Consider the following 25,088-nt stretch of genomic DNA (forward strand, 5'->3'; position numbering starts at 1 on the left):
CTAAGCCCTGGCACTATTGGTTTACCGCCTGCTGTAGCACTTCGGTTTGCAAGGCTGGCTCGGCAACATCCTCCTGGCTTGGGAATAAGCGTGACTGGGCACGATAGAACCGGTCCATGACTTTCAGATCCCGTTCAGTGAGCCTCAGCGCGTTCTCTACCCAAACATTCACGATATCTTCCAGTTCACTATAGGCCAAAGGATTGACTCTGGCTTTGGCTTTCTGCGCAGATAAAAAGCCCTCAGCCTGTTTGCTGTTTTTATGGATAAACGCCTGTACAGCCTGTTCTCCCTGCCCTTCATCCACCACAATGTCGATCAACCCCATTTCCAGGCATTGCTCGGCGGTAAAACGCTCGCAACCCAAGATCATCTTGTCAGCCACCGCCATGCCTGCCTTGCGCGCAATAAAGCTGTAAGCGCCCATGCCGGGAATCATATTAAAAAACAGTTCCGGAAAGCAGAAAACTGACTGGCGTTCCGCGATCAGTACATCGCTGGTCAGCGCCGCCTCTATGCCGGCCCCCAGCACTTCACCTTGCAATAACGAGATTTTGGTCACATGATCCAGCTCGAAGCGGAAAGCGCGTTGTGCTACCACATCAATACTCAGTTTGGCATAGACTTGTAATTGGGCCCTATCTTTATTGCGGATAGCCGTGGCCATCTTCTGCAAATCCCCCCCCATATTGAAATAACCAGGCGTGGCTGACGCAAATACCGAATAACGGATAGGCAGCACCTCATCACTATCCGTTTGCACATATCCCCCGCTACGCCGGATATCTTCATGATGCGTATGCAGGTCCACCAGCAGCGCATGGTTAATGCAAGGGATACGCTGCGGCTGGTGCAGATAACTCCATAATGTCTGCTGTGCCGCATCAAAGCGGCAAAACACCTGACCATAATCATGTGCCAGCAAACGATGTTGATAATTAACTAATCCTTGCTCAAACGGTTTCATGTGCTTCTCCTTGGACATTAAAAAAGTCATGTGATGGTTATCCATCGCGCGATGGACGCTGACAACACATCATAATCAAAAGTACAGGAGACGATTTGCCTTTTACAGTTGCAAGGATGTTTCAGCCCGGAAACAAAAAAGGGGCCTCAGCCCCTTTTCCATACCGTACAAAAACAGTCAGGCCGTTTCTTGAATCGGGATCACTTTTCTTACATTTTGCAGGGAACCTGCATATTGTGTCATCTGGTCAAAATTGAGGTATTTGTAAATCTCTGCCGTATTGGTCAGCTTGGTGCCCAGCGTATCCAGGTACTCCTGCACGGTCGGCATCCTGCCCAGCTTGGCGCAGACAGCTGCCAGCTCAGCCGAGCCCAGGTAAACACGCGCATCCTTGCCCATACGGTTATCAAAGTTACGGGTAGAAGTGGAGAACACGGTGGCTTTGTCCGCTACACGTGCCTGGTTCCCCATACATAATGAACAACCCGGCACTTCGGTGCGCGCACCAGCCACGCCAAAAGTGGAATAAACGCCTTCAGCCCTTAATTGCGCCTCATCCATCCGCGTTGGTGGTGCAATCCATAAACGCGTCGGGATGCTACCTGCGCCTTCCAGCACTTTACCTGCCGCACGGTAATGGCCGATATTGGTCATGCAGCTACCGATAAACACTTCGTCAATCTTGTCGCCTACCACGGCTGACAAAGGCTTGATATCGTCCGGGTCATTCGGGCATGCCACCAAAGGCTCAGTAATTGTCTTCAAATCAATTTCGATCACATGTGCATATTCAGCATCCGCATCCGGTTGCAGCAACTCCGGTTTTTCCAGCCACGCTTTCATGCTGGCAATGCGGCGTTCCAGCGTACGCGCATCGGCATAACCGTTTTCTATCATGTTCTGCATCAGCACGATATTGGAGTTCAGGAATTCGATGACAGGCTCTTTATTCAGCAACACGGTACAACCGTTGGCGGAACGCTCGGCAGAAGCATCCGCCAGTTCAAATGCCTGTTCCACCTTCAGGTCAGGCAAGCCTTCGATTTCCAGCACACGGCCGTTAAATACGTTTTTCTTGCCCTGCTTGCCGACCGTCAGTGTGCCTTCCTTGATCGCGGCATAAGGAATGGCATTCACCAGGTCACGCAAAGTGATGCCTGGTTGCATTTCGCCTTTAAAACGCACCAGCACAGACTCCGGCATATCCAGTGGCATCGCACCGGTGGCAGCCGCAAACGCAACTAAACCGGAACCGGCGGGAAAGCTGATACCAATCGGGAAACGCGTATGCGAGTCACCGCCGGTACCCACGGTATCCGGCAGGATCAGGCGGTTCAGCCAAGAGTGAATCACGCCATCACCGGCACGCAGGCTGACGCCGCCACGGCTGGACATAAACTCTGGTAACTCGTGTTGCAGTTTGATATCCACGGGCTTCGGATAAGCAGCGGTATGGCAGAAGCTTTGCATCACCAGGTCAGCACTAAAACCCAGGCAAGCCAGTTCTTTCAGTTCATCACGTGTCATGCCGCCCGTGGTATCTTGCGAACCCACGGTGGTCGCTTTTGGTTCGCAGTAAGTGCCTGGACGAACCCCCATATCTTTCGGCAAACCACAGGCACGTCCTACCATTTTCTGTGCCAGGGTATACCCTTTGCCAGTCTCCCTGGCCGGTGCAGGTTTGATAAATACATCGGTTTCCGGCAAATTGAGCGCCTTACGCGCGTTCGCAGTCAGGCCACGGCCAATAATTAACGGAATACGGCCACCGGCACGCACTTCATCCGGCAGCGTGATCGGGGTCATTTCAAAAGTCGCCAGCACTTCGCCCGAGGCTGACAATACTTTTCCTTCAAATGGCCTGATTACAATCACGTCCCCGGTATTCAGCCTGGAGACGTCACATTGAATCGGCAACGCACCGGAATCTTCCGCGGTATTGAAGAAAATAGGTGCAATCTTGCTACCGAGAATCACGCCACCGGTACGCTTGTTAGGGATAAAGGGGATATCATCACCCATCCACCATTGCACGGAGTTAATCGCCGATTTACGGGAGGAACCGGTACCGACCACATCGCCAACATAAGCCAGTGGCAGCCCTTTTTGTTTCAGGCTTTCAATGGTGCTTAAACCATCTGCCATGCGGTTGACCAGCATGGCTTTGGCATGCAATGGAATATCCGGACGGCTCCAGGCATCCTGCGCCGGGCTCAGGTCATCGGTATTGGTTTCGCCATCCAGCTTGAACACGACCACTTTGATTTCTTCTGCCAGGGCAGGCTTGCTGGTAAACCATTCAGCATTCGCCCAGGATTCCATCAAGGCTTTGGCATGCGGATTGCCTGCTTTCATTTTGGCATCCACATCGTGGAAGGCATCAAACATCAGGATAGTCGTCGCCAGGGCTTTGACTGCCTGTGGTGCCAGCGGCGTATCCAGTAATGCCACCAGGGCCTGTACGTTATAGCCACCCAGCATGGTGCCCAGCAATTCAACCGCCTTTTCAGCGCTGACTAATGGCGAGCTGGCTTTACCATTGGCCACATCAGCCAGGAATGCCGCTTTGACATAAGCCGCCTGGTCTACCCCCGCAGGCACGCGGTTTTGCAACAAGTCAGTTAATAATGCCTCCTGGCCAGCCGGCGGATTTTTTAATAATTCAACCAGGGCGGCCACTTGCTCTGCATTCAGCGGCAAGGGAGGCAGGTTCTGCGCGGCGCGCTCTTTTACGTGGGTATCGTATGCTTGTAACATGGTTCGTTCAGCTCTATCAATCAGACTCAAGGTTGGTAAGGGTGGACCAGCACCATGGGCTGGCCGCGAAATATTCCGTTATTATAATTCAGTCCCCCCTGCCGCATGTGAATTGTGTGCCACATTCCGGCATAGCGGCGCCTCAACCAGCACTATTGGGCGCTGGTTCCGTATAGCTGTTTGGCAAATGGTGTGCCGCAACTTTTACCGCTGGCAGACGACTCCCATTTATCCAGTAATGCTTTTTCATACCCTTTGCCATGCTGCTTTTCCAGGTAGGCACGTACTTCAAATACATCGGCAAAACCGTTATGGTCACTATCCATCAGCGCAACCTGGTCTTCCAGTGAAGGCCCCTGGTAACGCCCCTCGCGGGTAAAATATTCCAGCGCAGACTCTGCATATACGGGCAAAGCCAGCCCCAGCATCAGGCATGCCCCGAGTGACCGCAATATCCCGTTGTCTACATTCATCATACTGTCCTCTGTTTATTAAGTATGACCTATCTTTCATTAAATCATGCCAGGTCTCTGTGATCTGGCTCACATGGTGCTATACCGCATGCAGGGCAATTTTTTTCTTCCATTGTGCCGGCCCGGTATTGTGCACGGATTCGCCATTGGCGCTCACAGCCACGGTGACCGGCATATCTACCACCTCAAACTCGTAAATGGCCTCCATGCCCAGGTCTTCAAAGGCCAGGACGCGGGATTTTTTAATCGCCTTGCTGACCAGGTAAGCGGCCCCACCGACCGCCATCAGGTAGACGGATTTATGCCTGGCAATCTCCGCCAATGCCTCTTCACCGCGTTCAGCCTTACCGATGGAACCCAGCAGGCCGGTATTCAGCATCATATCGGTATAGCTATCCATGCGTGTAGCCGTGGTTGGTCCGGCCGGGCCAACCGCCTCATCGCGCACCGCATCTACCGGGCCAACGTAGTAAATAAAGCGGTTATTGAAATCCACAGGCAATGGCTCGCCTTTGTCCAGCATGGTTTTAATACGTTTGTGTGCGGCATCCCGCCCGGTCAGGATTTTGCCGGTCAACAGCAAGGTATCACCGGTTTTCCAGGTGTGTGTTTCTTCACGTGTCACCGTTTCCAGGTTGACCCGTTTGGCTTGCGGGCTCGGTGTCCAGTGCACATCAGGATAAATATCCGGGTTGGGTGGCGCCAGTTCTGCTACACCGGAACCATCCAGCGTGAAATGCACATGCCGCGTTGCAGCACAATTGGGAATAATCGCGACCGGCAGGCTGGCGGCATGGGTGGGATAATCCAGGATTTTTACATCCAGCACCGTGGTTAAGCCGCCCAGGCCTTGCGCACCTATCCCTAACTGGTTGACCTTCTCATACAGTTCCAGCCGCAGCTCTTCAATGCGGTTCTGCGCACCACGTGCCTGCAGTGCCTGGATATCAATCGGCTGCATCAGGGATTCTTTCGCCAGTAGCATGGCTTTTTCTGCGCTACCGCCTATGCCTATGCCCAGCATGCCCGGCGGGCACCAGCCGGCGCCCATCTTGGGCACCACTTCCAGCACCCAGTCAACAATGCTTTCATTCGGATTGAGCATGACCAGTTTGGATTTATTCTCGGAGCCACCGCCTTTGGCCGCAATCTGGATATCCACCTTGTCACCGGCGACCATTTCCACATGGGTAATGGCCGGTGTATTGTCCCTGGTGTTTTTACGTGCACCGGCCGGATCATTCACAATCGAAGCGCGCAAGGTATTATCCGGGTGCAGATAGGCGCGGCGCACGCCTTCATTAACCATGTCTTCCAGCGTCATATCGCCTTCAAACTGTGCCTGCATGCCGACTTTGACAAACGCCACCACAATGCCGGTATCCTGGCACAAGGGCCGCTTGCCTTCTGCACACATGCGTGAATTGGTCAGAATCTGTGCAATCGCATCCTTGGCGGCGGGCGATTGCTCTTTCTCGTAAGCCACGGCCAGCGCCCGGATGTAATCTTCCGGGTGGTAATAAGAGATATATTGCAGGGCATCGGCAATACTCTCAATAAAATCTTGGGTCTTGATCAGGGCCATGGTGTTCTGAAAAATTAGGTGTTCTTGAAAAACGCTTGTCGTTAGCGGGCGCTGCTTTTCATATAAGCAATCGAAGGGCTGACATCTTTACGCAGGATTTTACCATTTTTGGTGCGGGGAAATTCCTTCGCCAGGTAAACTGTTTTCGGTGCCTTGTACGCTGCCAGGTGCTGTTTGCCAAAGGTAACCAGCTCATCTGCCTGTATTTCAACCTCCGGTTTGGGAATCACATAAATCACCACCAGCAATTTATCTTTCTCCAGTTCCTCGCCTACTGCGGCGCAATCTGCGACCGCTGGGTGCCCTTTATACACCCGCTCAATCTCGTAAGGGGACACGCGGTAACCGAAGCTCTTGATAATGTCATCCTTGCGCCCGAGGAACCAGAGATAGCCATCGGCATCGTATTTGGCGTAATCGCCAGTGAAGAAATAACCATCATGTTTATATTTGGTGGTTTCTTCCGGTAAATTCCAGTAGCTCAGGAATAAGCCCGGATCGCTATCCGGCACGCAAATCATGCCCTCCTCGCCTTCAGCCACCGGTTCACGTGTTTCAGGATTCAGCAACACGATAGCGTGACCTGGCTGTGGAAAACCGGCAGAGCCAGCACGAATCGGGCGGTAAATGCTTTGCGACAAATAGTAAGAAAACTCGCTCATGCCGACTGCTTCATAAATATCCAGCCCGAAACGCTCACGCCATTGCATTAGCACTTCATCCGATAAGTGTTCACCGGCGCTCATAAAATGACGCACGCTGAGAATATCGGCCTGAGTGGCCCTGGTTTTCTGCAGCAATTGGCGATAAATCGTCGGTACACCAATAAAGATGGTAGCTTTATGCTTGGCAATCAAGTCCAGCCATTTTTGTGCATCATTTTTACCTTCATGGACAATGACCGTTTTACCGAGATACAAAGGATCCATCAGGCCGGTACCCAGCACATAAGTCCAGTTGAACTTGCCGGAATGCATGATACGGTCTTGCAACTGGTCACTGTAATTGAACCAGTATCCTGCCGCAGGTTGGCGACCCAGCAAGGCACGGTGCGCATGCAATACGCCTTTGGGATAACCTGTGGTGCCCGAGGTATATACCAGGTATGCCGCATCTTCGGCAAGGGTTTGATAAGCAGGTTGTATATTTCCCACTGCCGCTAACGCTGCATCCAGCGACAAAACATTGAAACCCTCAACGGGTGTCACTTGCCCATTAAGCTGCGTCAACAGGATATGTTTCAGGTTGGGTGTCTGGGTAATATTGTTTTGCATCTTGGCTGACATGCCAGCCCAGGCCGCTGCATCTGTGACTAACACAACCGCACCAGAATCTTTAGCCAGATACGCCACCTCCTCCGCCGTCAGCAAGGTAGAAGTAGGCACTGAAATAGCCCCTGTTTTCATGGTACCTAAAAAGGCGATCGGGTAATCCAGGCTATTAGGTAAACGGATCAGCACACGGTCGCCCGGTTGCACCCCCAGATCACGCAATACCTGCGCAAAGCGGTCAGTACGATCAGCCAGTTCAGCGAAAGTAATCGTACTGGTACCAAAGGTATCATCCTCCACGATCATAGCGATCTCATCAGCCTTGGCTGTTCCAAGATGACGGTCGCTACAAGCGACACCAATATTAAATAGCTCCGGGATTTTCCATTGCCATTGTGGATAAGGAGTTAGCTGTGTCATGTTACAACCTTTCAAATTCAAACCTGCGATTTAACCGCCGATGAACGCGGATAAACGCCGATACAACCTATTTAGTATCTTTAAAAATATGCATGCAGTTAAATGGGCTCCATTTTCACATCGGCGTGCATCTGCGTTCATCGGCGGTTAATTCTTGAAGTTAGCTATCTCCAAGGTAGCCAATGTTTTAAAGCAAAATGCCATAAGGCCAGTTCTGGCGTACTACTTGCGCCGGCATCAACTGCAGCACATGCAAGGCAAACTCCATATCGCTGGTTTTCAGCGCCCGCAACGCATGCGCCCGTAACAAGGTCTGCAAGGCCTTACCAAACATGGGTGGATCCAGCATCTCGCCTTCAAACTTGATCGCCCCACCCAGCAGTGCATCCGCTTCAATCGCCGCCTTCAGGATCGCCACCTTCTGATTAATTTCCGTCGGTGATGGCGTATAAGCAGTCTTGCACAAATGGATATGCCCAGGATGAATCACCTGTTTGCCGGTCAGGCCCATGGCTGCTTCCTGGCAGGCGTGCTTGTAGACCACGCGTGACTCGTTATCGCCATGCAAATCCAGCCAGCGGCGTACGTCATGCGGCTCTACAAATTTGTCCGGCATGATGTTGCTGCCTATCAGGGTTTCCACCCCGCCAATCACCCCTTTACCGGCGATCCTGGCCTCAAAAATCAGTTGGTTGATAAAGTAAAACAGTTCTTCAATCCAGTGCTCAGGTGTGATGTGTATGCCCAGCGCCTTGGAAAAATCGTGAATCCCGAACACCACGTGCTTCACTGTGTCGTACTGCATCAGGTCAGGCGCGATTTTGAGTGATTTCGGATGCTCGATAATCGGCTGTATTGTGATGTGCGGATTGATACTGATCAGGAAGCTGGATAAATCCCGCACTTCCGCTGCGCCATAAGATTCACCGGCTTTGGCCAGCATCACCACATCGATATACTCACCCATATCGCGCACCAGTTTCATGTCTTCTTCGTACTCATCGGTACGGAAAGAATTGGCGCGGATGGCAATCGTCACGCGTTCGTTGACCTTGCGCAGTTTTGGTAACTCCTGCCGCAACAGGGTACGACTCATTTCCTTCTGACGACAGCCATCTTCCAGGTCAAAAATCAGGGTATGCGCATTAGTAAAATGGGCATGCTTGACCATGCGGTTGGCCGCCTGCTCCATATCCTCATAAATACCGAGGCTGGGTGCGTATTTCACTGGCGGGTAATACAGTTGTATGCCTGGCCAGTAATCGCCCAGGGCGCTGGCATCCAGCGTGATTGGCTCTTCCCCCATATGCTGCATCATGCGGTTTCCTGTTCTGCCGATGGCCGGCTCGCTCTTAGTTTTTCCAATACAACCGCCTGTGGCTCCCGCAGCGGCGGCCTGCCTGCCGTGTGTGTATCCTGTATCAGTTCCCAGAACACGTTATCCGGTAATTCCAGCAAGGCATCCAGTTGACCCATTTCCGCCATGGTCAGGCCACTGAAATGCTCGCTGACAAAACGTTGCAGGACGATATCCAGTTCCAGCATGCCACGGCGGCAACGCCACGCCAGCCGCCGCTGTTCTGCTTCACGTAAAATTTCTGCGTTCAACATGCCATCCCTCCTTACAACACCTTGATACCAAATATCTTTTTGCTAGGCTTATGCTGCGTATGTTCTTTGGCTTTTTCGATTTTCAAATTCTTGATTGCCGCAATGGCCGCATTTGGATTGAGTTTTTTCGGGCAGACATCGGTACAGTTCATGATGTTATGGCAACGGTACAAACGGTAAGGGTCTTCCAGGTTTTCCAGGCGTGCTTCCTGCTCCTGGTCACGGCTATCGGCAATGAAACGGTAGGCCTGTATCAGGCCGGCTGGCCCGACAAATTTGTCCGGATTCCACCAGAAACTGGGGCATGAGGTGGTGCAGGCACCGCATAAAATGCATTCATATAAACCATCCAGTTTGGCACGGTCTTCCGGGCTTTGCAGGCGCTCGGTTTCGGGTGGCGGCTCGTGGTTTTGCAGGTACGGCATGACTGAATGGTAGTTATCGAAGAACTGCGTCATATCCACCACCAGGTCACGGATCACCGGCAAGCCAGGCATGGGGCGTAACACGACCGGCTCCTGTAAATCTTCCAGCTTGGTGATACAGGCGAGGCCGTTTTTGCCGTTGATATTCATGGCATCGCTGCCGCAGACACCTTCACGGCACGATTTGCGCATGCTCAGGGTGTCATCGACTACTTTGAGGCGCATAAGCGCATCCAGCAGCATCTGGTCGCTGTCTTCCAATTCGATGTCGTAGTCCTGCATATAGGGCTTTTTGTCTACGTCCGGATTAAACCGGTAGATGGAAAAACGCATATCAATACACCCTTTTCTTCAGCTCGAATGGTTCTACACTTAATGGTTTGAGCCGTACCGGTTTGTAAGCCAGTTTTTGCCCGTCAGCAAAATATAATGAATGGCTCAGCCAGTGGACATCATCCCGCTCCGGGTAATCTTCCCTGGCATGTGCGCCACGGCTTTCCTGGCGCGCATTTGCTGCATGCATGGTGGCCAATGCCACTTGCATCAGGTTGTCCAGTTCCAGTGCCTCAACACGTGCGGTATTAAATACTTTGCTCTTGTCAGTAATCCGCAGATGCTGCGCCTGTTCGGCGACTTGTTGGATTGCATCAACACCACTTTCCAGTAACTCAGGAAAGCGGAATACCCCGCAATGTTTCTGCATGGTTTGCCGCATGGCCTGACCTGTTTCCGCCACAGTGGCACCGGCAGTAGCAGTTTCCAGTCGATTCACGCGTGCCAGCGTGGCATCTGTAGCATTGGCGGGCAATGGTTTGTGCGCTTTAGCAGCTGCAATATCGGCAGCCATTTTGTCGCCAGCAGCTTTGCCAAATACCACCAGATCCAGCAGTGAATTGGAACCCAGCCGATTGGCGCCATGCACGGAAACACAGGCGCACTCACCCACGGCATACAACCCGTTCACTATTTTTTCAGACTGACCATCGTGCACGACTACCTGGCCATCCAGATTGGTAGGAATACCACCCATCATGTAATGCGCGGTCGGTACCACCGGGATAGGGTCATTGGTCGGATCTACGCCAGCAAAGGTCTTGGCAATTTCGCGAATGCCAGGCAAACGCTTGCTGATAATGTCTTCACCCAAGTGGTCCAGTTTGAGATAAACCGCATCTTTATATTTGCCAACACCGCGTCCTTCTTTGATTTCGGTCGCCATGGCGCGCGAGACGACGTCACGGCTGGCCAGGTCTTTCGCGCTTGGCGCATAACGCTCCATAAAACGCTCGCCATCGCCATTGACCAGGTAACCCCCTTCGCCACGCACGCCTTCAGTAATCAGCACACCGGCATTCAATACGCCAGTCGGGTGAAACTGCCAGAACTCCATATCCTGTAATGGCAAGCCGGCACGTGCCGCCATCCCCAGGCCATCGCCGGTATTGATATAGGCATTGGTACTGGCCTGGAAAATACGGCCACCGCCACCGGTGGCCAGCATGGTTGCCTTGGCATGGATGACATGGATATCGCCGGTTTCAATTTCCAGCGCAATCACCCCCAGCACATCACCATCGCTATCGCGGATTAAATCCAGTGCAAACCATTCGATCAGGAACTGGGTATTGGCTTTAACATTGCGCTGATACAAGGTATGCAGCATGGCATGGCCGGTACGGTCAGCCACAGCGCAAGTACGTGAAATCGGTTTTTCCCCAAAGTTACGCGTCATGCCACCAAACGGGCGCTGGAAGATGCGGCCATTTTCCAGCCTGTCAAACGGCATACCGAAATGTTCCAGCTCAATGATGGCCTTGGCGGCGTTACTGCACATAAACTCGATCGCATCCTGGTCGCCCAGGTAATCCGAGCCTTTAATGGTGTCGTACATATGCCATAGCCAGTTGTCGTCGGAGACATTCCCCAGGGCTGCCGCGATGCCGCCCTGCGCTGCCACGGTATGCGAACGGGTAGGAAAGACTTTGGATAGCACGGCCACATCTGCGCCGGATTCCGCCAGTTGCAAGGCGGCACGCAACCCGGCACCACCGCCACCGACGATGACGGCATCTACCTGATGATGCTGAATATTACTTGCACCTGTCGTATTGCTTAAAGCGGCCATGCACTCACCTTTTAAAAATCCATTCCAAACAAAATCCACAGCACTGCCAGCGCATTGCCGCAAACGGCGATATTCACCAGCCACTGCAACACGAACCTGCTCCCCAAATGCGGCACGTAATCGCGCAATACATCACGTACGCCCAGCCAGGCATGCATCAGCATGCAGATAAAAAACCACAACGTGAGCAAACGCCACCACAAAGGTGAAAATACTGCCACCCAGGCTGCATAATCCTGTGGTGCCAGCCATAACACGCGCACCCAGAACAGCAATAATACGATTGCCATCGACAGCGCACATAGCCGCTGGGTCAGCCACAATCGCATACCCGGGTATCTGGCGGTGAGTAATTCAAATAACATGCCAGCCTTCTACCAGATGGCGCAGATCACAAACAACATGGTGAAGGCCACCAGCCCAAGAACCACACGGCTGGAAAAGCGCGCTTTTTGCAGCGTGGTCATCCAGTGCACATCCATGGCCAGGTGACGGATCCCGGCATAAAAATGGTGAAAAAAAGCCCAGGCAAGTCCGGTCAGAAGTAACTTGACCGGCCACTGCTGTAGTTGCGCCGACACTGCCAGGTAGCCTTGCTCGTTACGCAATGAGAGATAAAGCGTCCATAACAATAATGGCTGTACCAGGAACAGAATCACCCCACTGGCGCGGTGCATGATCGACACCACGGCATTGATCGGTAAACGAATCGTGAATAAATTCAGATTCTTTGGGCGCTGCTTTTTCGGCTTCTGGACAATCATGCCTGCTTACTCGCCTTTGCTGGCTGCCTGCGCTACCGCCCCTGCGACAAATGCCATCAGGCGTGGGTCGAATGGTTTGGGGATAATGTAATCCTTGCCAAACGACAGTGATTGCAACTGGTAGGCATCCAGCACCTGCTGCGGCACAGGCTCACGTGCCAACGCACTCAATGCGTGTGCCGCAGCCACTTTCATCTCTTCGGTAATCTGCCTGGCCTGCGCATCCAGCGCACCGCGGAACAGATAGGGAAAACACAAGGCGTTATTCACCTGATTGGGGAAATCACTACGCCCAGTCGCCATAATCACGTCATCGCGGACGGCGAATACCTGGCTGGGTAAAATCTCGGGATCAGGGTTCGCCAGCGCAAAAATAACCGGCCTGGCAGCCATTGAACCGACCAACTCAGGTGGCAGGCCATTTTTGGCAGAGACGCCAATAAACACATCGGCCCCCTGCATGGCATCTGCCAGGGTTTTAACGGGGCCTGGCGCAATGGCCAGCTCGCGATTGTTGTCATGCAAATCATCGCGGCTGGTATCCAGGATACCTTTGCGATCAACCATCGTAATATCCGTTGCGCCCATACGCTTGAGTAGCCTAGCACAGGAGCAACCCGCCGCGCCCGCGCCTAAAAACACAATCCTGGCGCGGGGCAACGTTTTGCCTTGGAGATCCAGCGCATTCAGTAAGGCAGCCGCCACAATCACGGCCGTGCCGTGCTGGTCGTCATGAAAGACCGGGATATCCAGCCGTTTTTTCAATTCGTTTTCGATGTAAAAACAGTGTGGTGCCGCAATATCTTCCAGGTTGATGCCGCCAAACGTCGGCGCAATATTCACCACCGTCTGGATAAACTCGTCCGGCGTGGCGGCATTCACTTCAATATCAAACACATCAATGCCGGCAAAACGCTTGAACAGTATTCCCTTGCCTTCCATCACCGGTTTGCCCGCCAGTGCGCCGACATTACCCAGCCCCAGCACTGCCGTGCCGTCGGTAATCACCGCCACCAGGTTACCCTTGTTGGTGTATTTATAAGCGTTGGCCGGATCCGCTTCAATTTCACGCACTGGTGCAGCCACGCCTGGTGTATATGCCAGGGACAAATCCTGCTGTGTCGCACAAGGTTTGGACGACTCCACGCTCAGTTTCCCGGGCTTGGGAAACTGATGGTAATCCAGTGCGCGCTGCTTTAAATCGTCCATTTCCGAATCTCTTTTCTCTTAGATGTCCGTCCCACGCTCCAACAAGACTTTTCAAAATGCATTTTCAAAAGTCGCCTATTCCAGTTCGCTCATGTAGTGATGGTCATCCGTCAAACAGAATCCCAGCCGCCACTCCATCGGCCGGTCGCCATAGGTAAAAGATACGCGTTCCACACTCAGCAGCGGATACCCTTCCTTCAACCCCAGGGAACTGGCGACTTCTGCACTGGCCGCCACGGCCTTGATACGCTCTTCGGCGCGTATCATGCGGATGCCGAACTGGGATTCGTACATGCTGTACATGGAGCCATTACTCTCTTCCACCTTGGCGCGATTAAGCCCTTTAAACGGCGCTGCCGGCACCACAATATAGTCATAAATCAATGGACGGCCGGAAAACGTCAGCAAACGCTTTACTTCTATGGTCGTGGCGCCGGCCTTGATTTCCAGCACCTTGCCGGTATGCACATTGGCCTTGCTTTTCACGCAGGAAAGAAATTCGTTCTGCAATAGTTCCTTCTGGCCACTTTCTGCCGTCAGCCTCAGGAAACGCAACCTGACATCATCCTGGTTATGGGTGGCGACAAATGTACCCTTGCCCTGGCGGCGGATCAGGATGTTTTCAGTGGCAAGGCTATCAATCGCCTTGCGTACCGTGCCCTGGCTGACTTTATAACGCTGCGCCAGTTCGATTTCACTCGGAATCATGTCGCCGGGCCGCCACTCCCCGCCAATCAGGCTTTGTGTCAGCAAGACTTTGATCTGGTCATATAGCGGCCGGTAACTTGGCGACCCAAACGACTTATCTACCATAAGTAAAAACTCCAATCAGTAAAAGTACCAGGCAACAACCGCATGAACGACATGCGGAAACCTCTTTCGTACTGCTTAATTTATTTATATCCCAGCCTCATTATCGTGTCAACTGTTTTATATCTTATATAAGACATAAGATATTTATTGACAGACATTTTTTTATCATGAATAATTTGCCCAACCCTTCCAGAAAAGGAAACGCAATGTCATATCCACTGAGACCCAGGCGCTCCATGCTCTACGTTCCCGGATGCAACACGCATTACCTGGATCGCGCACGCACGCTGGCAGCCGATTCAGTGATCCTGGATCTGGGTGACCCGATCCTGGTTGATGCCAAGATTCAATCACGTGACAACGTAGTACAAGCCGTGAAGCAAGGGGGTTACGGCAAACGTGAGGTGGTCATCCGCGTCAACGACCTGGACTCCATCTGGGGGCACGATGATATTAAAGCGGTCGCCACCGTCGGTGCCGATGCCATTCTGTTCCCCAATATTGAATCCCGCGAAGATGTATTGCGCGCCCAGCAATTACTGGATGACGCCGGTGGCAAAGATGTCCCCATGATGGTCATGATAGAAAGCCCGCTCGCAGTATTGAATGTCAAGGAAATTGCCGCCGCCTCCGAACGCGTGATCTGTATGGTGATGGCGACCTCAGACTTGATTTCCCAGCTGCATGCGCGCGTCACGCACGAGCGCTCGGCTATCCTGACCTCACTTTCGCTGGTGATCCTGGCGGCGCGTGCATATGGCAAAGGCGTGATTGACGGTATTACCAGCGACTTCAAGAACATGCATTCGTTTGAATATGCCTGCCGCCTCGGGCGAGATATCGGTATGGATGGCAAATCGCTGGTGCATCCGGCACAGATTGCCTATTGCAATGATGCCTATACACCACAACGGGCCGAAGTGGCACATGCCCGGCTGATTATCAAGGCGCTCAAAGAAGCCAACGAAGCCGGCCATGGCACGGTTGTCGTCAATGACAAACTGGTGGAACATCATCACATCAAGGCCGCACAGCGCCTGATCCGGCTGGCTGAAGCCATCAGCGAACTGGAAGAAGAGTTTATTTAAAGACACAGCAAAGGAGCTTGCCATGCAAAACAAAATCCATGCGGGTCATTTCTTTGAAGACTTCAAACTGCACGAAGTCATCCATCACGCCACGCCACGCACCATTACGGCCGGCGATTGTTCGCTGTACATTGCCCTGACCGGTGCCCGCAATCCGCTGCATTGCAGCGAACCACTGGCCCGGTCACTGGGTTATCCTTCGGCACCGGTCGATGATTTGCTGGCCTTTCATATCGCGTTTGGCAAAACCGTGCCGGATATTTCAGTCAATGCCATTGCCAACCTGGGCTATGCCGATATGCGTTTCCTGCAACCGGTCTATGTCGGCGACACACTGGCTACTTCCAGTGAAGTCATCGGCCTGAAACAGAATTCCAGCGGTAAAAGCGGTGTGGTCTGGGTGCATTCCACCACCGTCAACCAGCATCAGCAACCGGTCTTAAGCTGGGTACGCTGGGTCATGGTGCATAAAAAGAACCAGGATGCGCCAGCACCAGACACCGTGATACCGGAACTGCCTGAATTTGTCGCGCCGGAATTGCTTTCCGTCCCCGCGCATTTCACCATGCAACCCACACTGGCGGCGGCTACCGGCGGCCAGTACTGGTGGGAGGATTACGCAGTAGATGAATGCATGCGTCACCCGTCCGGCCTGACCATTAATGAGAGTGACCACACCATGGCAACGCACCTGTACCAGAACAATGCGCGCCTGCACTTTGATGCGCACCTGATGAAAAGCACGCCGCAAGGCCAGTGCCTGGTCTATGGCGGCGTCATCATGTCCGCCTGCAAGGCACTCAGTTATGAAGGCCTGGAAAATGCCATTGCCATCCTGGCGATTAATGGTGGCAGCCACGCCAATCCCAGTTATGCCGGTGACACCATTTACTGCATGACCAAGGTACTGGACAAGTGGGCCCTGCCCCATCCCGGCCTCGGTGCCTTGCGCCTGCGCATGGTCGGCGTCAAAAATATCCCGCCCGCCACACTGGAAAACATCAAAACCGCGCAGGGCTACCATCCGCACGTAGTGCTCGATCTCGATTACACCGTTCTTATTCCACGCAAAGGAAATTAAACCATGGCAGTCCATCCCAACCAGGCACTTTTTGGTGGCGAAAAACCTTTCCGGGTCATTCCGGCCTGCGAGCATTTTGCCGGTAGTGAGAAACTGATGCTGAAAGCGCTGTCACTGCAGGATTCCGCCAGCCCGAACGGGATAGGTGCGGTATTCGATGTCACCTGTGACTGTGAAGACGGCGCGGCCAGCGGGCAGGAACAGGCGCACGCCGAGATGATTGTCCGCGTGCTGAACTCCGACGCCAACCAATACAAAATGGCCGGCGCACGTATCCATGACTACACGCATCCGCACTGGAAACAGGATATCGACATCCTGGTAGGAGGTGCCGGGAATGTACTAAGTTACATCACCATCCCGAAATGCACTGATATTGCCCAGGCACGTGAAATGATTGCCTATATCCAGCAAATAGCCAGGCAGCATGGCATTTCCCGCGAAATCCCGGTACATCTCCTGATCGAAACCCACGGTGCCTTGCGGCAGGTGCATGAGATTGCACAACTGCCATGGTTGCAGGTGCTGGATTTCGGCCTGATGGATTTTGTCAGCGCCCACCACGGTGCCATCCCGGCCAGTGCCATGCGTAGTCCGGGGCAATTCGAGCACAAGCTGCTGGCGCGTGCCAAAACTGAAGTGGTCGCCGCTGCCCTGGCGAATGGCCTGATTCCGGCCCACAACGTGACGCTGGACCTGAAAAATGCCGAAGTGACCTACGGCGATGCTTTCCATGCCCGCAACGAATTTGGCTTTATGCGCATGTGGAGCATTTACCCAACGCAGATACAGGCCATTGTCGATGCCATGAAACCTAATTTTGATGAAGTGACGGATGCCGCCAATATCTTGCTGGCCGCACAAGCCGCCGACTGGGGGCCGATCCAGTATGCCGGTGAACTGCACGACCGCGCCACTTACCGTTATTTCTGGGAAGTATTGCAGAAAGCCCGGCAAACCGGCGTTGCCATGCCGCAAGAGGCTAAACAGGCTTTCTTTTCCGTTTGATATTAACCGCCGATAAACGCAGATGCACGCAGATAAAAATATAAGATCAATGACTTATTTTTATCTTGTTTGAAAATATCGGCGGTTAAATAGAATTTAATTTTAAAAGGCTCACCATGCAATCATCCAACACCCCAGGCGCGCGTTTCCGCACGGCGCTGGCAGCTGAACAGCCACTGCAAATCATAGGTGCGATTAATGCCTATCACGCCATGCTGGCCACACAATCCGGCTTCAAAGCCATCTATTTATCTGGTGGCGGGGTTGCCGCCGGCTCACTGGGACTGCCTGACCTGGGTATTTCCAGCCTCGAAGATGTACTGGTCGATGTACGCCGCATCACCGATGCCGTGGATACGCCGTTGCTGGTGGATATTGATACCGGTTTTGGCGGTGCGTTCAATATTGCGCGCACCATCAAAAGTGTTGCCAAGGCAGGCGCAGCAGCCGTACATATTGAAGACCAGGTCAGCGCCAAACGCTGTGGACACCGCCCCAACAAGGCGATTGTCAGCCTGGATGAAATGGTGGACCGCATCAAAGCTGCGGTAGATGCCAAGCCTTACGATGACTTTGTTGTCATGGCACGCACTGACGCACTGGCGGTAGAAGGCCTGCAATCGGCGATTGACCGTGCCTGCGCCTGCGTAGAAGCCGGTGCCGACATGATTTTTCCCGAAGCAATGACGGAATTGGCCATGTACCGGCAGTTTGTCGATGCCGTCAAGGTACCGGTGCTGGCCAATATCACTGAATTCGGTGCCACGCCTTTATTCACGGTGGATGAACTGGCCACTGCCGGTGTCGGCATGGCGTTATACCCATTGTCTGCCTTCCGCGCCATGAACCAGGCAGCCCTCAAGGTATATCAGGGCGTACGCAAGGATGGCACCCAGAAAAACGTGCTGGATCTGATGCAGACACGTGCTGATCTATATGAGCACCTCGGTTATCACGCCTTTGAACAGAAACTAGACGCGCTGTATAAAAAATAAGCGCACGCGACCAGAAACAAGGAGGTTTGTCATGAATACCACCACTGATCCTACTACCCCCGTCACTGAAGCTCCCAAACGCAAAAAAGGCGTGGCTTTGGCAGGCGTGGCTGCAGGGACCACGGCCATTTGTACCGTGGGTCATAGCGGTAATGACTTGCATTACCGTGGTTACGATATCATCGAACTGGCAAAACACGCTACGTTCGAAGAAGTCGCTTATTTGCTGATACACGGCGAGCTGCCCACCCGGCCACAACTCACCGCCTATCATCAAAAGCTCAAAAAGCTGCGCGGCCTGCCCAGTGCACTTAAAACCGTACTGGAACAGATTCCTGCCAATGCGCATCCCATGGATGTGATGCGCACGGGTTGCTCCATGCTGGGGACACTGGAACCGGAAGCTGTTGACCGCAATACAGCGGGTGCGCAAGCACTGGGTGACCGCCTGATTGCGTGTTTCGGATCTATCCTCATTTACTGGTACCACTTCAGCCATCGAGGTGCCCGCATTGACGTAGAAACTGACGATGACTCGATTGCAGCACACTTCCTGCATATATTGCATGGCAAGAAACCATCCGAGCTGCATATCAAGGCCATGAACACTTCACTGGTGCTCTACGCCGAGCACGAGTTCAACGCGTCTACTTTCACCTCACGCGTCATTGCCGGGACCTTGTCTGACCTGTATTCCTGCATCACCGGCGCCATTGGTGCCCTGCGTGGCCCCAAACACGGTGGCGCCAACGAGGCGGCAATGGAAATTATCGAGCGCTACCAGGATCCGGATGAGGCTGAAGCCGACATCCGGGCCCGTATGGCACGCAAGGAAATCATTATCGGCTTTGGCCATCCGGTCTACACCATTGCCGACCCGCGTAATGAGTCGATTAAAGCTGTCAGCAAATCATTGTGTGAAGATGCCGGCAATATGCAACTGTTTGATATCTCGGCCCGGATTGAAGAAATCATGTGGCATGAGAAAAAAATGTTCCCTAATCTCGACTGGTACAGTGCTTCCAGCTATCACATGATGGGCATCCCGACCGGCATGTTCACGCCTATCTTCGTGATCTCACGCACTACCGGCTGGGTGGCGCATGCGATTGAGCAACGCGTAGACAACAAGATTATCCGTCCAAACGCTGAATATAATGGCCCGGATAACAGGCCATTCATTTCACTGGATAACCGATAAAAAGCCATTTAACCGCCGATGAACACAGATAAACGCAGATAAAACCATCTCAAAACCACTGCAAAATCAAAGTGCCAATGTTGACTCCACGCAAAACAAAAGCCACTGCTTAAAAAGCAGGATAGATTTATCGGCGTTTATCTGTGTTCATCGGCGGACAAAAATATTTCTCACTATTCACAAGGACTGCAACTACATCATGTCATCACATATTTCCAACGTACGCCCCGATCCAGATCAGGTCATCGTCGATATTGCCAACTATGTAGCAGATTTTGAAATTAACTCCACCGAGGCCTACGATACGGCCCGCAACTGTCTGATAGATACGCTGGGCTGTGGTTTTGAAGCGCTGGATTACCAGGCCTGTACCAAATTACTGGGGCCGGTGATTGCTGGTACGGTAGTACCAAATGGCGCCAAAGTGCCAGGTACCTCTTACCAGCTGGATCCTATCCTGGCAGCCTTCAACATTGGCGCCATGATCCGCTGGCTGGACTTCAACGACACCTGGCTGGCAGCTGAATGGGGCCACCCTTCTGACAACCTGGGCGGTATCCTGGCCTCTGCCGATTATATATCGCGTAAAAACGTGGCCGAAGGCAAAGCGCCGCTGACCATGAAAGAGGTGCTCACCGCCATGATCAAGGCACATGAAATCCAGGGGGTGCTGGCACTGGAAAACAGCTTTAACCGTGTGGGCCTGGACCATGTCATCCTGGTCAAGATCGCATCTACGGCTGTGGTGACCAAATTATTAGGTGGTCACAGGCAAGATATTATCAACGCCGTTTCTAACGCGTTTGTTGATGGCCAAAGCCTGCGCACCTACCGCCACAGTCCCAATACGGGTTCACGTAAATCGTGGGCTGCAGGTGACGCCACCTCTCGCGCCGTCCGCCTGGCCTGGATGACACTGCAAGGTGAAATGGGTTATCCAAGCGCGCTGACGGCGAAGACCTGGGGCTTTTATGATGTGCTGTTCAAAGGCAATGCCTTCAAGTTCCAGCGCCCTTACGGCAGTTACGTGATGGAGCAGGTATTGTTCAAAATCTCCTTCCCGGCAGAATTCCATGCACAAACGGCCGTGGAATGTGCGTTCCAGCTCAACAAGGAAGTGGGTAATCGCCTGCAATCGCTGGATGATATCGCCAATATCGAGAAAATCGTCATCACCACCCATGAATCGGCGATTCGCATTATCGATAAAACCGGCCCGATGAATAACCCGGCTGACCGCGACCACTGTATTCAATACATGGCTGCCGTCGGCCTGCTCAAAGGCAGCCTGACTGCACTGGACTACGAAGACGAAGCCGCCGCAGATCCACGCATTGATGCGTTACGCGAGAAAATGGCCTGCGTAGAGAAAGCCGAATATACACGTGACTACCTGGATCCGGAAAAACGCTCGATTGCCAACGCAATCCAGATTTTCTTTAAAGATGGTTCACAATCCAGCAATATCGCCGTGGAATACCCGATCGGCCATCGCCGTCGCCGTGGCGAAGGCATTCCGGAACTGGTAAAGAAATTCAAAACCAATCTGGCACGCCGCTTCGATGCGACCAGGCAAGCCGAGATTCTGGCCTTGTGCCAGGATCAGCACACACTGGAATCAACGCCGGTGCATGTATTTGTTGATATGCTCGCCGTCTAGCCTGGCGACTGGTGACCCTTAGGCACCGTCAGGTGCCTTGCTGATTACCCAGTTCACATATTGTCCCGCGCAGGTAACAGTATAAAAAAAGCGCCTGACGGCGCTTTTTTGTTGACCCTCGGGATATTGGGTTATTTCAGCGTGACGCCAAAGCAATATACATCCACACCGTTCGGTGACTGGATCAGGGTTGCCGGAATCGCAACGCCGTTACGCCAGTGATCGACAGCCTCCTGTTTACCCGCCCCTGTCACCAGGAACATCACTTCATGCGTATTATTCAAACGCTGCTGGCTGATGGTAATGCGGTCTGCCGGTGGCTTGGGAGAGTTGTAGACTGGCACCGCATCCGCGCTGTTGTCCACCACTTGCCCCGGGAACAGGCTGGCCGTATGCCCATCTTCACCCAGTCCCAGAATCACCAGGTCAAAGGTGCGCACACCTTTCAGGGTTTCAGCGTATGCTTTGGCACCTGCCACATTGCCCAATTCTGCAGGGATATCATGAATCTGGCTCGGTGGAATCGCCACATGATCCAGCCAGGCCTCACGCGCCATTTTACTGTTCCGCTCGACATGATCGACGGGCAGGCAGCGGTCATCATTATGGTAAACATGCCATTTGGACCAGTCTGCATCGGCCTTGGCCAGCAATTGGTATACGGCTTTGGGCGTGCTGCCGCCAGCCAGTACGATCAGGAAGTCACCATATTTTGCAATCGCTTCATCCGCTGCTTTTAAAATGCGCTGTAACGCTGCCTGATTGATTTCATCCTGGGATGAGAAAGTGTGCCAACGTGCTTGAGGGTTCAAAGACATAGAAAACCTGTAAAAAACAATACAAAACAACAAATGCAGCCTTTCAGTCGCTGGCTGCATTTGCTATAATTATACCCGACTCGACACGATAATTCTGCAAAATTATCAAATTACCCCGTTCGGGTTCATGCCATCCAAAAGATGGGTGTTTCAATAACTGTCCTTACACCATAGGAAAATCCGCATGAAATTAGCAATGATCGGCTTGGGCAAAATGGGCGGCAACATGGCTGCACGTTTACTCCGTCACAAAATCAACGTAGTTGGTTTTGACTTTAATACCGAATTCGTCAACAAACTGGTACAAAACGAAGGTTTGGAAGCAGCAACCTCAGTTGCTGATGCAGTGAGCAAACTCGAAGGCCAGAAAATTGTCTGGCTGATGTTGCCAGCCGGTGAAATCACCGAAAATCAAATCAAAGACCTCATCCCGCTGCTGAACAAAGGCGACATCATCGTCGACGGCGGCAACTCCAACTACAAACACAGCCAGCGCCGTGGCGCAATGCTGGCCGAACACGGTATCGGCTTTATCGACTGCGGTACTTCCGGTGGTGTGTGGGGCCTGGAAAACGGCTACTGCCTGATGTACGGCGGTGAAAAACAATATGCAGACGTATTGGCACCTTATGCACAGGCATTGACCCATGCAGACCGTGGCTGGGCACACGTTGGTCCAGTTGGCTCCGGTCACTTCACCAAAATGATCCATAACGGTATCGAATACGGCATGATGCAGGCATTTGCTGAAGGCCTGGACCTGATCAAGGGTAAAGAAGACTTCAACCTGGATCTGGCGCAAATCACTGAATTGTGGCGCCATGGTTCCGTGGTCCGTAGCTGGTTGCTGGACCTGACAGCCGAAGCGCTGAAAGGTGACCAGAAACTGGAAGCGATCGCGCCTTACGTGGCCGACTCCGGTGAAGGCCGCTGGACCGTGGTTGAAGCGGTTGAGCAAGGTGTTGCTGCTCCGGTACTGACTGTCGCACTGCAGGCCCGTTTCAGAAGCCAGGATGCAAAAGGCTACAGCTACAAGCTGCTATCCCTGATGCGTAATGCCTTCGGCGGCCACGCAGTGAAATCATCCAAGTAATAACACAACCTCTCTTAACGAGAGGTTTTTTGCTTATTGCCACTGATTTTAAAGACCAATAGTTTTAAACATATGGGAAAGGCCTGCCCTTTCCCGTTTACATTTTTATCTTAAGGCTAGAAATGACAAATAAAATTGATCCATGCACCCTGGTATTGTTTGGCGCGAGTGGCAACCTGGCCCGCGTTAAACTGTATCCTGGTTTGTTCAGGCTAGACCTGCTGGGCCGCCTGCCTGATGACATGAAAATTATCGGCGTTGGCCGCCAAGTGGTTGATCTGGACGCCTGGCGTGCAGATATCAAATCCATGCTGGATACCAAATTCAAAAAAGGCTATGACCAGAAAGTCTTCGAGCGCTTTATCGCCCGTAACTTCTACCATGCCAATCCGCCAACCGATCCTGACGCTTTCAATAAACTGAAAGCAACCCTGAGCGACGAAAAAACATTCCCGCAGAACCTGGCTTACTTCCTGTCTGTGCGTCCTGTTGATTTCGCCCCAGTGGTTGAATCCCTGGCCAATGTTGGCCTGACCCAGGAAGACAAATACTGGCGCCGTGTGGTGATCGAGAAGCCATTTGGTACCGATCTGCCCTCTGCCAAAGAATTGCAGGCCGCGATCACCAAACACCTGAAAGAAAGCCAGATCTACCGTATCGACCACTACCTGGGCAAATCCGCGCTGCAAAACATCTTGCTGCAACGCTTTACCAACACAGTGTTAGAGCCAATCTGGAACAACCAGTACATCGACCACGTACAAATCACCAACACCGAAATGCTGGGTGTAGGCGACCGTACGCAGTTCTATGACAGCACTGGCGCATTGCGTGACATGCTGCAAAGCCACATTTTGCAGACACTGGCACTGACTGCCATGGAGCAGCCAAAAGACTTGTCTCCAGAAGGTGTACGCGACGCGAAGATCAAGCTGCTGGAGCAGATCCGTCCGATCCCGGTCAACGAACTGGAAAAACACGCATTCCGCGCGCAGTATGCTGCCGGCGAAATCAATGGCGAAAAAGTGCCTGGCTATCTGGAAGAGCTGGGCAACAAGGACAGCGTGGTCGAAACCTATGCCGCATTGAAATTGTTTATCGACAATCCTCGCTGGAAAGGTGTGCCTTTCTATATCCGCACCGCCAAACGCTTGCATGAAGCCGATACACGGATTTCCATCCGCTTCAAGAAAGCGCCATTGCAGATCAATAACCAGGACCAGAACTGGCTCATCATTGGTATCCAGCCACGCGAATGCATCAAGCTGGAAATCCAGTCCAAGATTCCTGGCCTGGACGTGCAAACCCGCACTATCCAGCTGGATGCCGCCAACCGCTGGGATAGCGATGACTCCGTAGATGCCTACGAAGCCTTGTTGCTGAACCTGATGCAAGGTGATAACTCCAACTACCTGCACATTTCTGAAGCTGAAGCGCAATGGCGCCTGGTGGACCCGGTCGTCAAAGCCTGGGCGGAAGACAGGAAGCCGGTTTACCAGTACCCTGCTGGCAGCCGTGACCCTGAAGCTTCCAAAGTCATTTTTGAAGCCGAAGACCAGTTCTGGCGTTACAGCATCGAACTGGGCGGCGACAAATAAATTTTGGTGAACCCTCGCGGTCATTTGCATAAATAATCGCCAAAAATTCACAAAATTTTTGCAAAACTGGCAGCATTTGTTGTTATTATTTGCACCTACTAAAAGCGGAGTTTAAACTCCGCTTTT

General features: G+C 52.7%; 22 protein-coding genes. 8 read left to right on the forward strand and 14 right to left on the reverse strand.

Annotated elements, in window-relative coordinates:
- Nucleotides 1–13: 13 nt before the first annotated feature.
- The 13 genes from BLP53_RS01555 to BLP53_RS01615 all read right to left on the reverse strand — a co-directional run bounded on the left by BLP53_RS01555 (nucleotide 14) and on the right by BLP53_RS01615 (nucleotide 14,420).
- Complete coding sequence (locus BLP53_RS01555; RefSeq protein ID WP_091468807.1) at nucleotides 14–967, reverse strand: crotonase/enoyl-CoA hydratase family protein; 954 nt, start codon at nucleotides 965–967, stop codon at nucleotides 14–16.
- A 177-nt stretch (nucleotides 968–1,144) separates the two neighbouring features.
- The gene (acnB, locus tag BLP53_RS01560; protein WP_091468811.1) at nucleotides 1,145–3,724 is read right to left on the reverse strand and encodes a bifunctional aconitate hydratase 2/2-methylisocitrate dehydratase; all 2,580 of its coding nucleotides are present in this window, start codon (nucleotides 3,722–3,724) and stop codon (nucleotides 1,145–1,147) included.
- Nucleotides 3,725–3,876: 152 nt separating this feature from the next.
- A complete protein-coding gene (locus tag BLP53_RS01565) occupies nucleotides 3,877–4,197 on the reverse strand; it encodes a hypothetical protein (protein ID WP_425412888.1) in 321 nt (106 codons plus the stop codon).
- 79 nt (nucleotides 4,198–4,276) lie between these two features.
- Nucleotides 4,277–5,782, reverse strand: a complete 1,506-nt coding sequence (locus tag BLP53_RS01570) for a fumarate hydratase (RefSeq protein ID WP_091468818.1) — start codon at nucleotides 5,780–5,782, stop codon at nucleotides 4,277–4,279.
- A gap of 41 nt (nucleotides 5,783–5,823) precedes the next feature.
- Entirely contained in the window at nucleotides 5,824–7,473 is a 1,650-nt protein-coding gene (locus BLP53_RS01575) for an acetate--CoA ligase (RefSeq protein ID WP_091468822.1), read from the reverse strand.
- Nucleotides 7,474–7,660: 187 nt separating this feature from the next.
- On the reverse strand, nucleotides 7,661–8,791 hold the full coding sequence (locus tag BLP53_RS01580) for an HpcH/HpaI aldolase/citrate lyase family protein (protein WP_091468825.1): 1,131 nt from the start codon (nucleotides 8,789–8,791) through the stop codon (nucleotides 7,661–7,663).
- The gene (locus BLP53_RS01585; protein WP_091468830.1) at nucleotides 8,788–9,084 is read right to left on the reverse strand and encodes an FAD assembly factor SdhE; all 297 of its coding nucleotides are present in this window, start codon (nucleotides 9,082–9,084) and stop codon (nucleotides 8,788–8,790) included. The genes BLP53_RS01580 and BLP53_RS01585 overlap by 4 nt, the downstream gene beginning before the upstream one ends.
- A gap of 11 nt (nucleotides 9,085–9,095) precedes the next feature.
- A complete protein-coding gene (locus tag BLP53_RS01590; protein ID WP_091468833.1) occupies nucleotides 9,096–9,842 on the reverse strand; it encodes a succinate dehydrogenase iron-sulfur subunit in 747 nt (248 codons plus the stop codon).
- A gap of 1 nt (nucleotide 9,843) precedes the next feature.
- Nucleotides 9,844–11,634 (reverse strand): succinate dehydrogenase flavoprotein subunit, encoded by a 1,791-nt coding sequence (gene sdhA, locus BLP53_RS01595; protein ID WP_091468837.1) that lies wholly within the window; start codon nucleotides 11,632–11,634, stop codon nucleotides 9,844–9,846.
- A gap of 11 nt (nucleotides 11,635–11,645) precedes the next feature.
- Nucleotides 11,646–11,999 carry a succinate dehydrogenase, hydrophobic membrane anchor protein gene (gene sdhD, locus BLP53_RS01600; protein WP_091468840.1) on the reverse strand — a complete coding sequence of 118 codons (354 nt, stop codon included), beginning with the start codon at nucleotides 11,997–11,999 and terminating at the stop codon, nucleotides 11,646–11,648.
- Between the two features lie 9 nt (nucleotides 12,000–12,008).
- Nucleotides 12,009–12,398 (reverse strand): succinate dehydrogenase, cytochrome b556 subunit, encoded by a 390-nt coding sequence (sdhC, locus tag BLP53_RS01605; RefSeq protein WP_091468844.1) that lies wholly within the window; start codon nucleotides 12,396–12,398, stop codon nucleotides 12,009–12,011.
- A 6-nt stretch (nucleotides 12,399–12,404) separates the two neighbouring features.
- Nucleotides 12,405–13,607, reverse strand: a complete 1,203-nt coding sequence (locus tag BLP53_RS01610; protein WP_091468847.1) for a malic enzyme-like NAD(P)-binding protein — start codon at nucleotides 13,605–13,607, stop codon at nucleotides 12,405–12,407.
- A 75-nt stretch (nucleotides 13,608–13,682) separates the two neighbouring features.
- Nucleotides 13,683–14,420: a GntR family transcriptional regulator gene (locus BLP53_RS01615; RefSeq protein WP_091468851.1), complete on the reverse strand. Its 738-nt coding sequence runs from the start codon at nucleotides 14,418–14,420 to the stop codon at nucleotides 13,683–13,685.
- 206 nt (nucleotides 14,421–14,626) lie between these two features.
- On the opposite strand from BLP53_RS01615, the gene BLP53_RS01620 reads away from it, so the two are divergent.
- From BLP53_RS01620 to BLP53_RS01645, 6 genes are all read left to right on the forward strand, one after another.
- Entirely contained in the window at nucleotides 14,627–15,508 is an 882-nt protein-coding gene (locus tag BLP53_RS01620; protein ID WP_176755182.1) for an HpcH/HpaI aldolase/citrate lyase family protein, read from the forward strand.
- 22 nt (nucleotides 15,509–15,530) lie between these two features.
- A complete protein-coding gene (locus tag BLP53_RS01625; RefSeq protein ID WP_091468859.1) occupies nucleotides 15,531–16,589 on the forward strand; it encodes a MaoC family dehydratase in 1,059 nt (352 codons plus the stop codon).
- 3 nt (nucleotides 16,590–16,592) lie between these two features.
- On the forward strand, nucleotides 16,593–17,597 hold the full coding sequence (locus tag BLP53_RS01630) for an HpcH/HpaI aldolase/citrate lyase family protein (protein WP_091468863.1): 1,005 nt from the start codon (nucleotides 16,593–16,595) through the stop codon (nucleotides 17,595–17,597).
- A gap of 116 nt (nucleotides 17,598–17,713) precedes the next feature.
- Complete coding sequence (gene prpB / locus BLP53_RS01635) at nucleotides 17,714–18,592, forward strand: methylisocitrate lyase (protein WP_091468867.1); 879 nt, start codon at nucleotides 17,714–17,716, stop codon at nucleotides 18,590–18,592.
- Between the two features lie 31 nt (nucleotides 18,593–18,623).
- Nucleotides 18,624–19,793 carry a bifunctional 2-methylcitrate synthase/citrate synthase gene (gene prpC, locus BLP53_RS01640; RefSeq protein ID WP_091468871.1) on the forward strand — a complete coding sequence of 390 codons (1,170 nt, stop codon included), beginning with the start codon at nucleotides 18,624–18,626 and terminating at the stop codon, nucleotides 19,791–19,793.
- A gap of 199 nt (nucleotides 19,794–19,992) precedes the next feature.
- The gene (locus BLP53_RS01645; RefSeq protein WP_091468875.1) at nucleotides 19,993–21,453 is read left to right on the forward strand and encodes a bifunctional 2-methylcitrate dehydratase/aconitate hydratase; all 1,461 of its coding nucleotides are present in this window, start codon (nucleotides 19,993–19,995) and stop codon (nucleotides 21,451–21,453) included.
- Nucleotides 21,454–21,584: 131 nt separating this feature from the next.
- Here BLP53_RS01645 and pgl read toward each other — a convergent pair whose 3' ends face one another.
- A complete protein-coding gene (gene pgl, locus BLP53_RS01650; protein WP_091470357.1) occupies nucleotides 21,585–22,271 on the reverse strand; it encodes a 6-phosphogluconolactonase in 687 nt (228 codons plus the stop codon).
- Nucleotides 22,272–22,455: 184 nt separating this feature from the next.
- On the opposite strand from pgl, the gene gnd reads away from it, so the two are divergent.
- Entirely contained in the window at nucleotides 22,456–23,364 is a 909-nt protein-coding gene (gene gnd / locus BLP53_RS01655) for a phosphogluconate dehydrogenase (NAD(+)-dependent, decarboxylating) (protein WP_091468879.1), read from the forward strand.
- 122 nt (nucleotides 23,365–23,486) lie between these two features.
- On the forward strand, nucleotides 23,487–24,962 hold the full coding sequence (gene zwf, locus BLP53_RS01660) for a glucose-6-phosphate dehydrogenase (protein WP_091468883.1): 1,476 nt from the start codon (nucleotides 23,487–23,489) through the stop codon (nucleotides 24,960–24,962).
- The last annotated feature ends 126 nt before the right edge of the window (nucleotides 24,963–25,088 follow it).

Source organism: Methylophilus rhizosphaerae, assembly GCF_900100975.1.
GTDB classification, from domain to species: domain Bacteria; phylum Pseudomonadota; class Gammaproteobacteria; order Burkholderiales; family Methylophilaceae; genus Methylophilus; species Methylophilus rhizosphaerae.

Coding starts and splice junctions, on each gene's coding strand:
- BLP53_RS01555 (WP_091468807.1), bottom strand. CDS start 967: ATGAAACCGTTTGAGCAAGGATTAGTTAATTATCAACATCGTTTGCTG.
- acnB (WP_091468811.1), bottom strand. CDS start 3,724: ATGTTACAAGCATACGATACCCACGTAAAAGAGCGCGCCGCGCAGAAC.
- BLP53_RS01565 (WP_425412888.1), bottom strand. CDS start 4,197: ATGAATGTAGACAACGGGATATTGCGGTCACTCGGGGCATGCCTGATG.
- BLP53_RS01570 (WP_091468818.1), bottom strand. CDS start 5,782: ATGGCCCTGATCAAGACCCAAGATTTTATTGAGAGTATTGCCGATGCC.
- BLP53_RS01575 (WP_091468822.1), bottom strand. CDS start 7,473: ATGACACAGCTAACTCCTTATCCACAATGGCAATGGAAAATCCCGGAG.
- BLP53_RS01580 (WP_091468825.1), bottom strand. CDS start 8,791: ATGATGCAGCATATGGGGGAAGAGCCAATCACGCTGGATGCCAGCGCC.
- BLP53_RS01585 (WP_091468830.1), bottom strand. CDS start 9,084: ATGTTGAACGCAGAAATTTTACGTGAAGCAGAACAGCGGCGGCTGGCG.
- BLP53_RS01590 (WP_091468833.1), bottom strand. CDS start 9,842: ATGCGTTTTTCCATCTACCGGTTTAATCCGGACGTAGACAAAAAGCCC.
- sdhA (WP_091468837.1), bottom strand. CDS start 11,634: ATGGCCGCTTTAAGCAATACGACAGGTGCAAGTAATATTCAGCATCAT.
- sdhD (WP_091468840.1), bottom strand. CDS start 11,999: ATGTTATTTGAATTACTCACCGCCAGATACCCGGGTATGCGATTGTGG.
- sdhC (WP_091468844.1), bottom strand. CDS start 12,398: ATGATTGTCCAGAAGCCGAAAAAGCAGCGCCCAAAGAATCTGAATTTA.
- BLP53_RS01610 (WP_091468847.1), bottom strand. CDS start 13,607: ATGGACGATTTAAAGCAGCGCGCACTGGATTACCATCAGTTTCCCAAG.
- BLP53_RS01615 (WP_091468851.1), bottom strand. CDS start 14,420: ATGGTAGATAAGTCGTTTGGGTCGCCAAGTTACCGGCCGCTATATGAC.
- BLP53_RS01620 (WP_176755182.1), top strand. CDS start 14,627: ATGTCATATCCACTGAGACCCAGGCGCTCCATGCTCTACGTTCCCGGA.
- BLP53_RS01625 (WP_091468859.1), top strand. CDS start 15,531: ATGCAAAACAAAATCCATGCGGGTCATTTCTTTGAAGACTTCAAACTG.
- BLP53_RS01630 (WP_091468863.1), top strand. CDS start 16,593: ATGGCAGTCCATCCCAACCAGGCACTTTTTGGTGGCGAAAAACCTTTC.
- prpB (WP_091468867.1), top strand. CDS start 17,714: ATGCAATCATCCAACACCCCAGGCGCGCGTTTCCGCACGGCGCTGGCA.
- prpC (WP_091468871.1), top strand. CDS start 18,624: ATGAATACCACCACTGATCCTACTACCCCCGTCACTGAAGCTCCCAAA.
- BLP53_RS01645 (WP_091468875.1), top strand. CDS start 19,993: ATGTCATCACATATTTCCAACGTACGCCCCGATCCAGATCAGGTCATC.
- pgl (WP_091470357.1), bottom strand. CDS start 22,271: ATGTCTTTGAACCCTCAAGCACGTTGGCACACTTTCTCATCCCAGGAT.
- gnd (WP_091468879.1), top strand. CDS start 22,456: ATGAAATTAGCAATGATCGGCTTGGGCAAAATGGGCGGCAACATGGCT.
- zwf (WP_091468883.1), top strand. CDS start 23,487: ATGACAAATAAAATTGATCCATGCACCCTGGTATTGTTTGGCGCGAGT.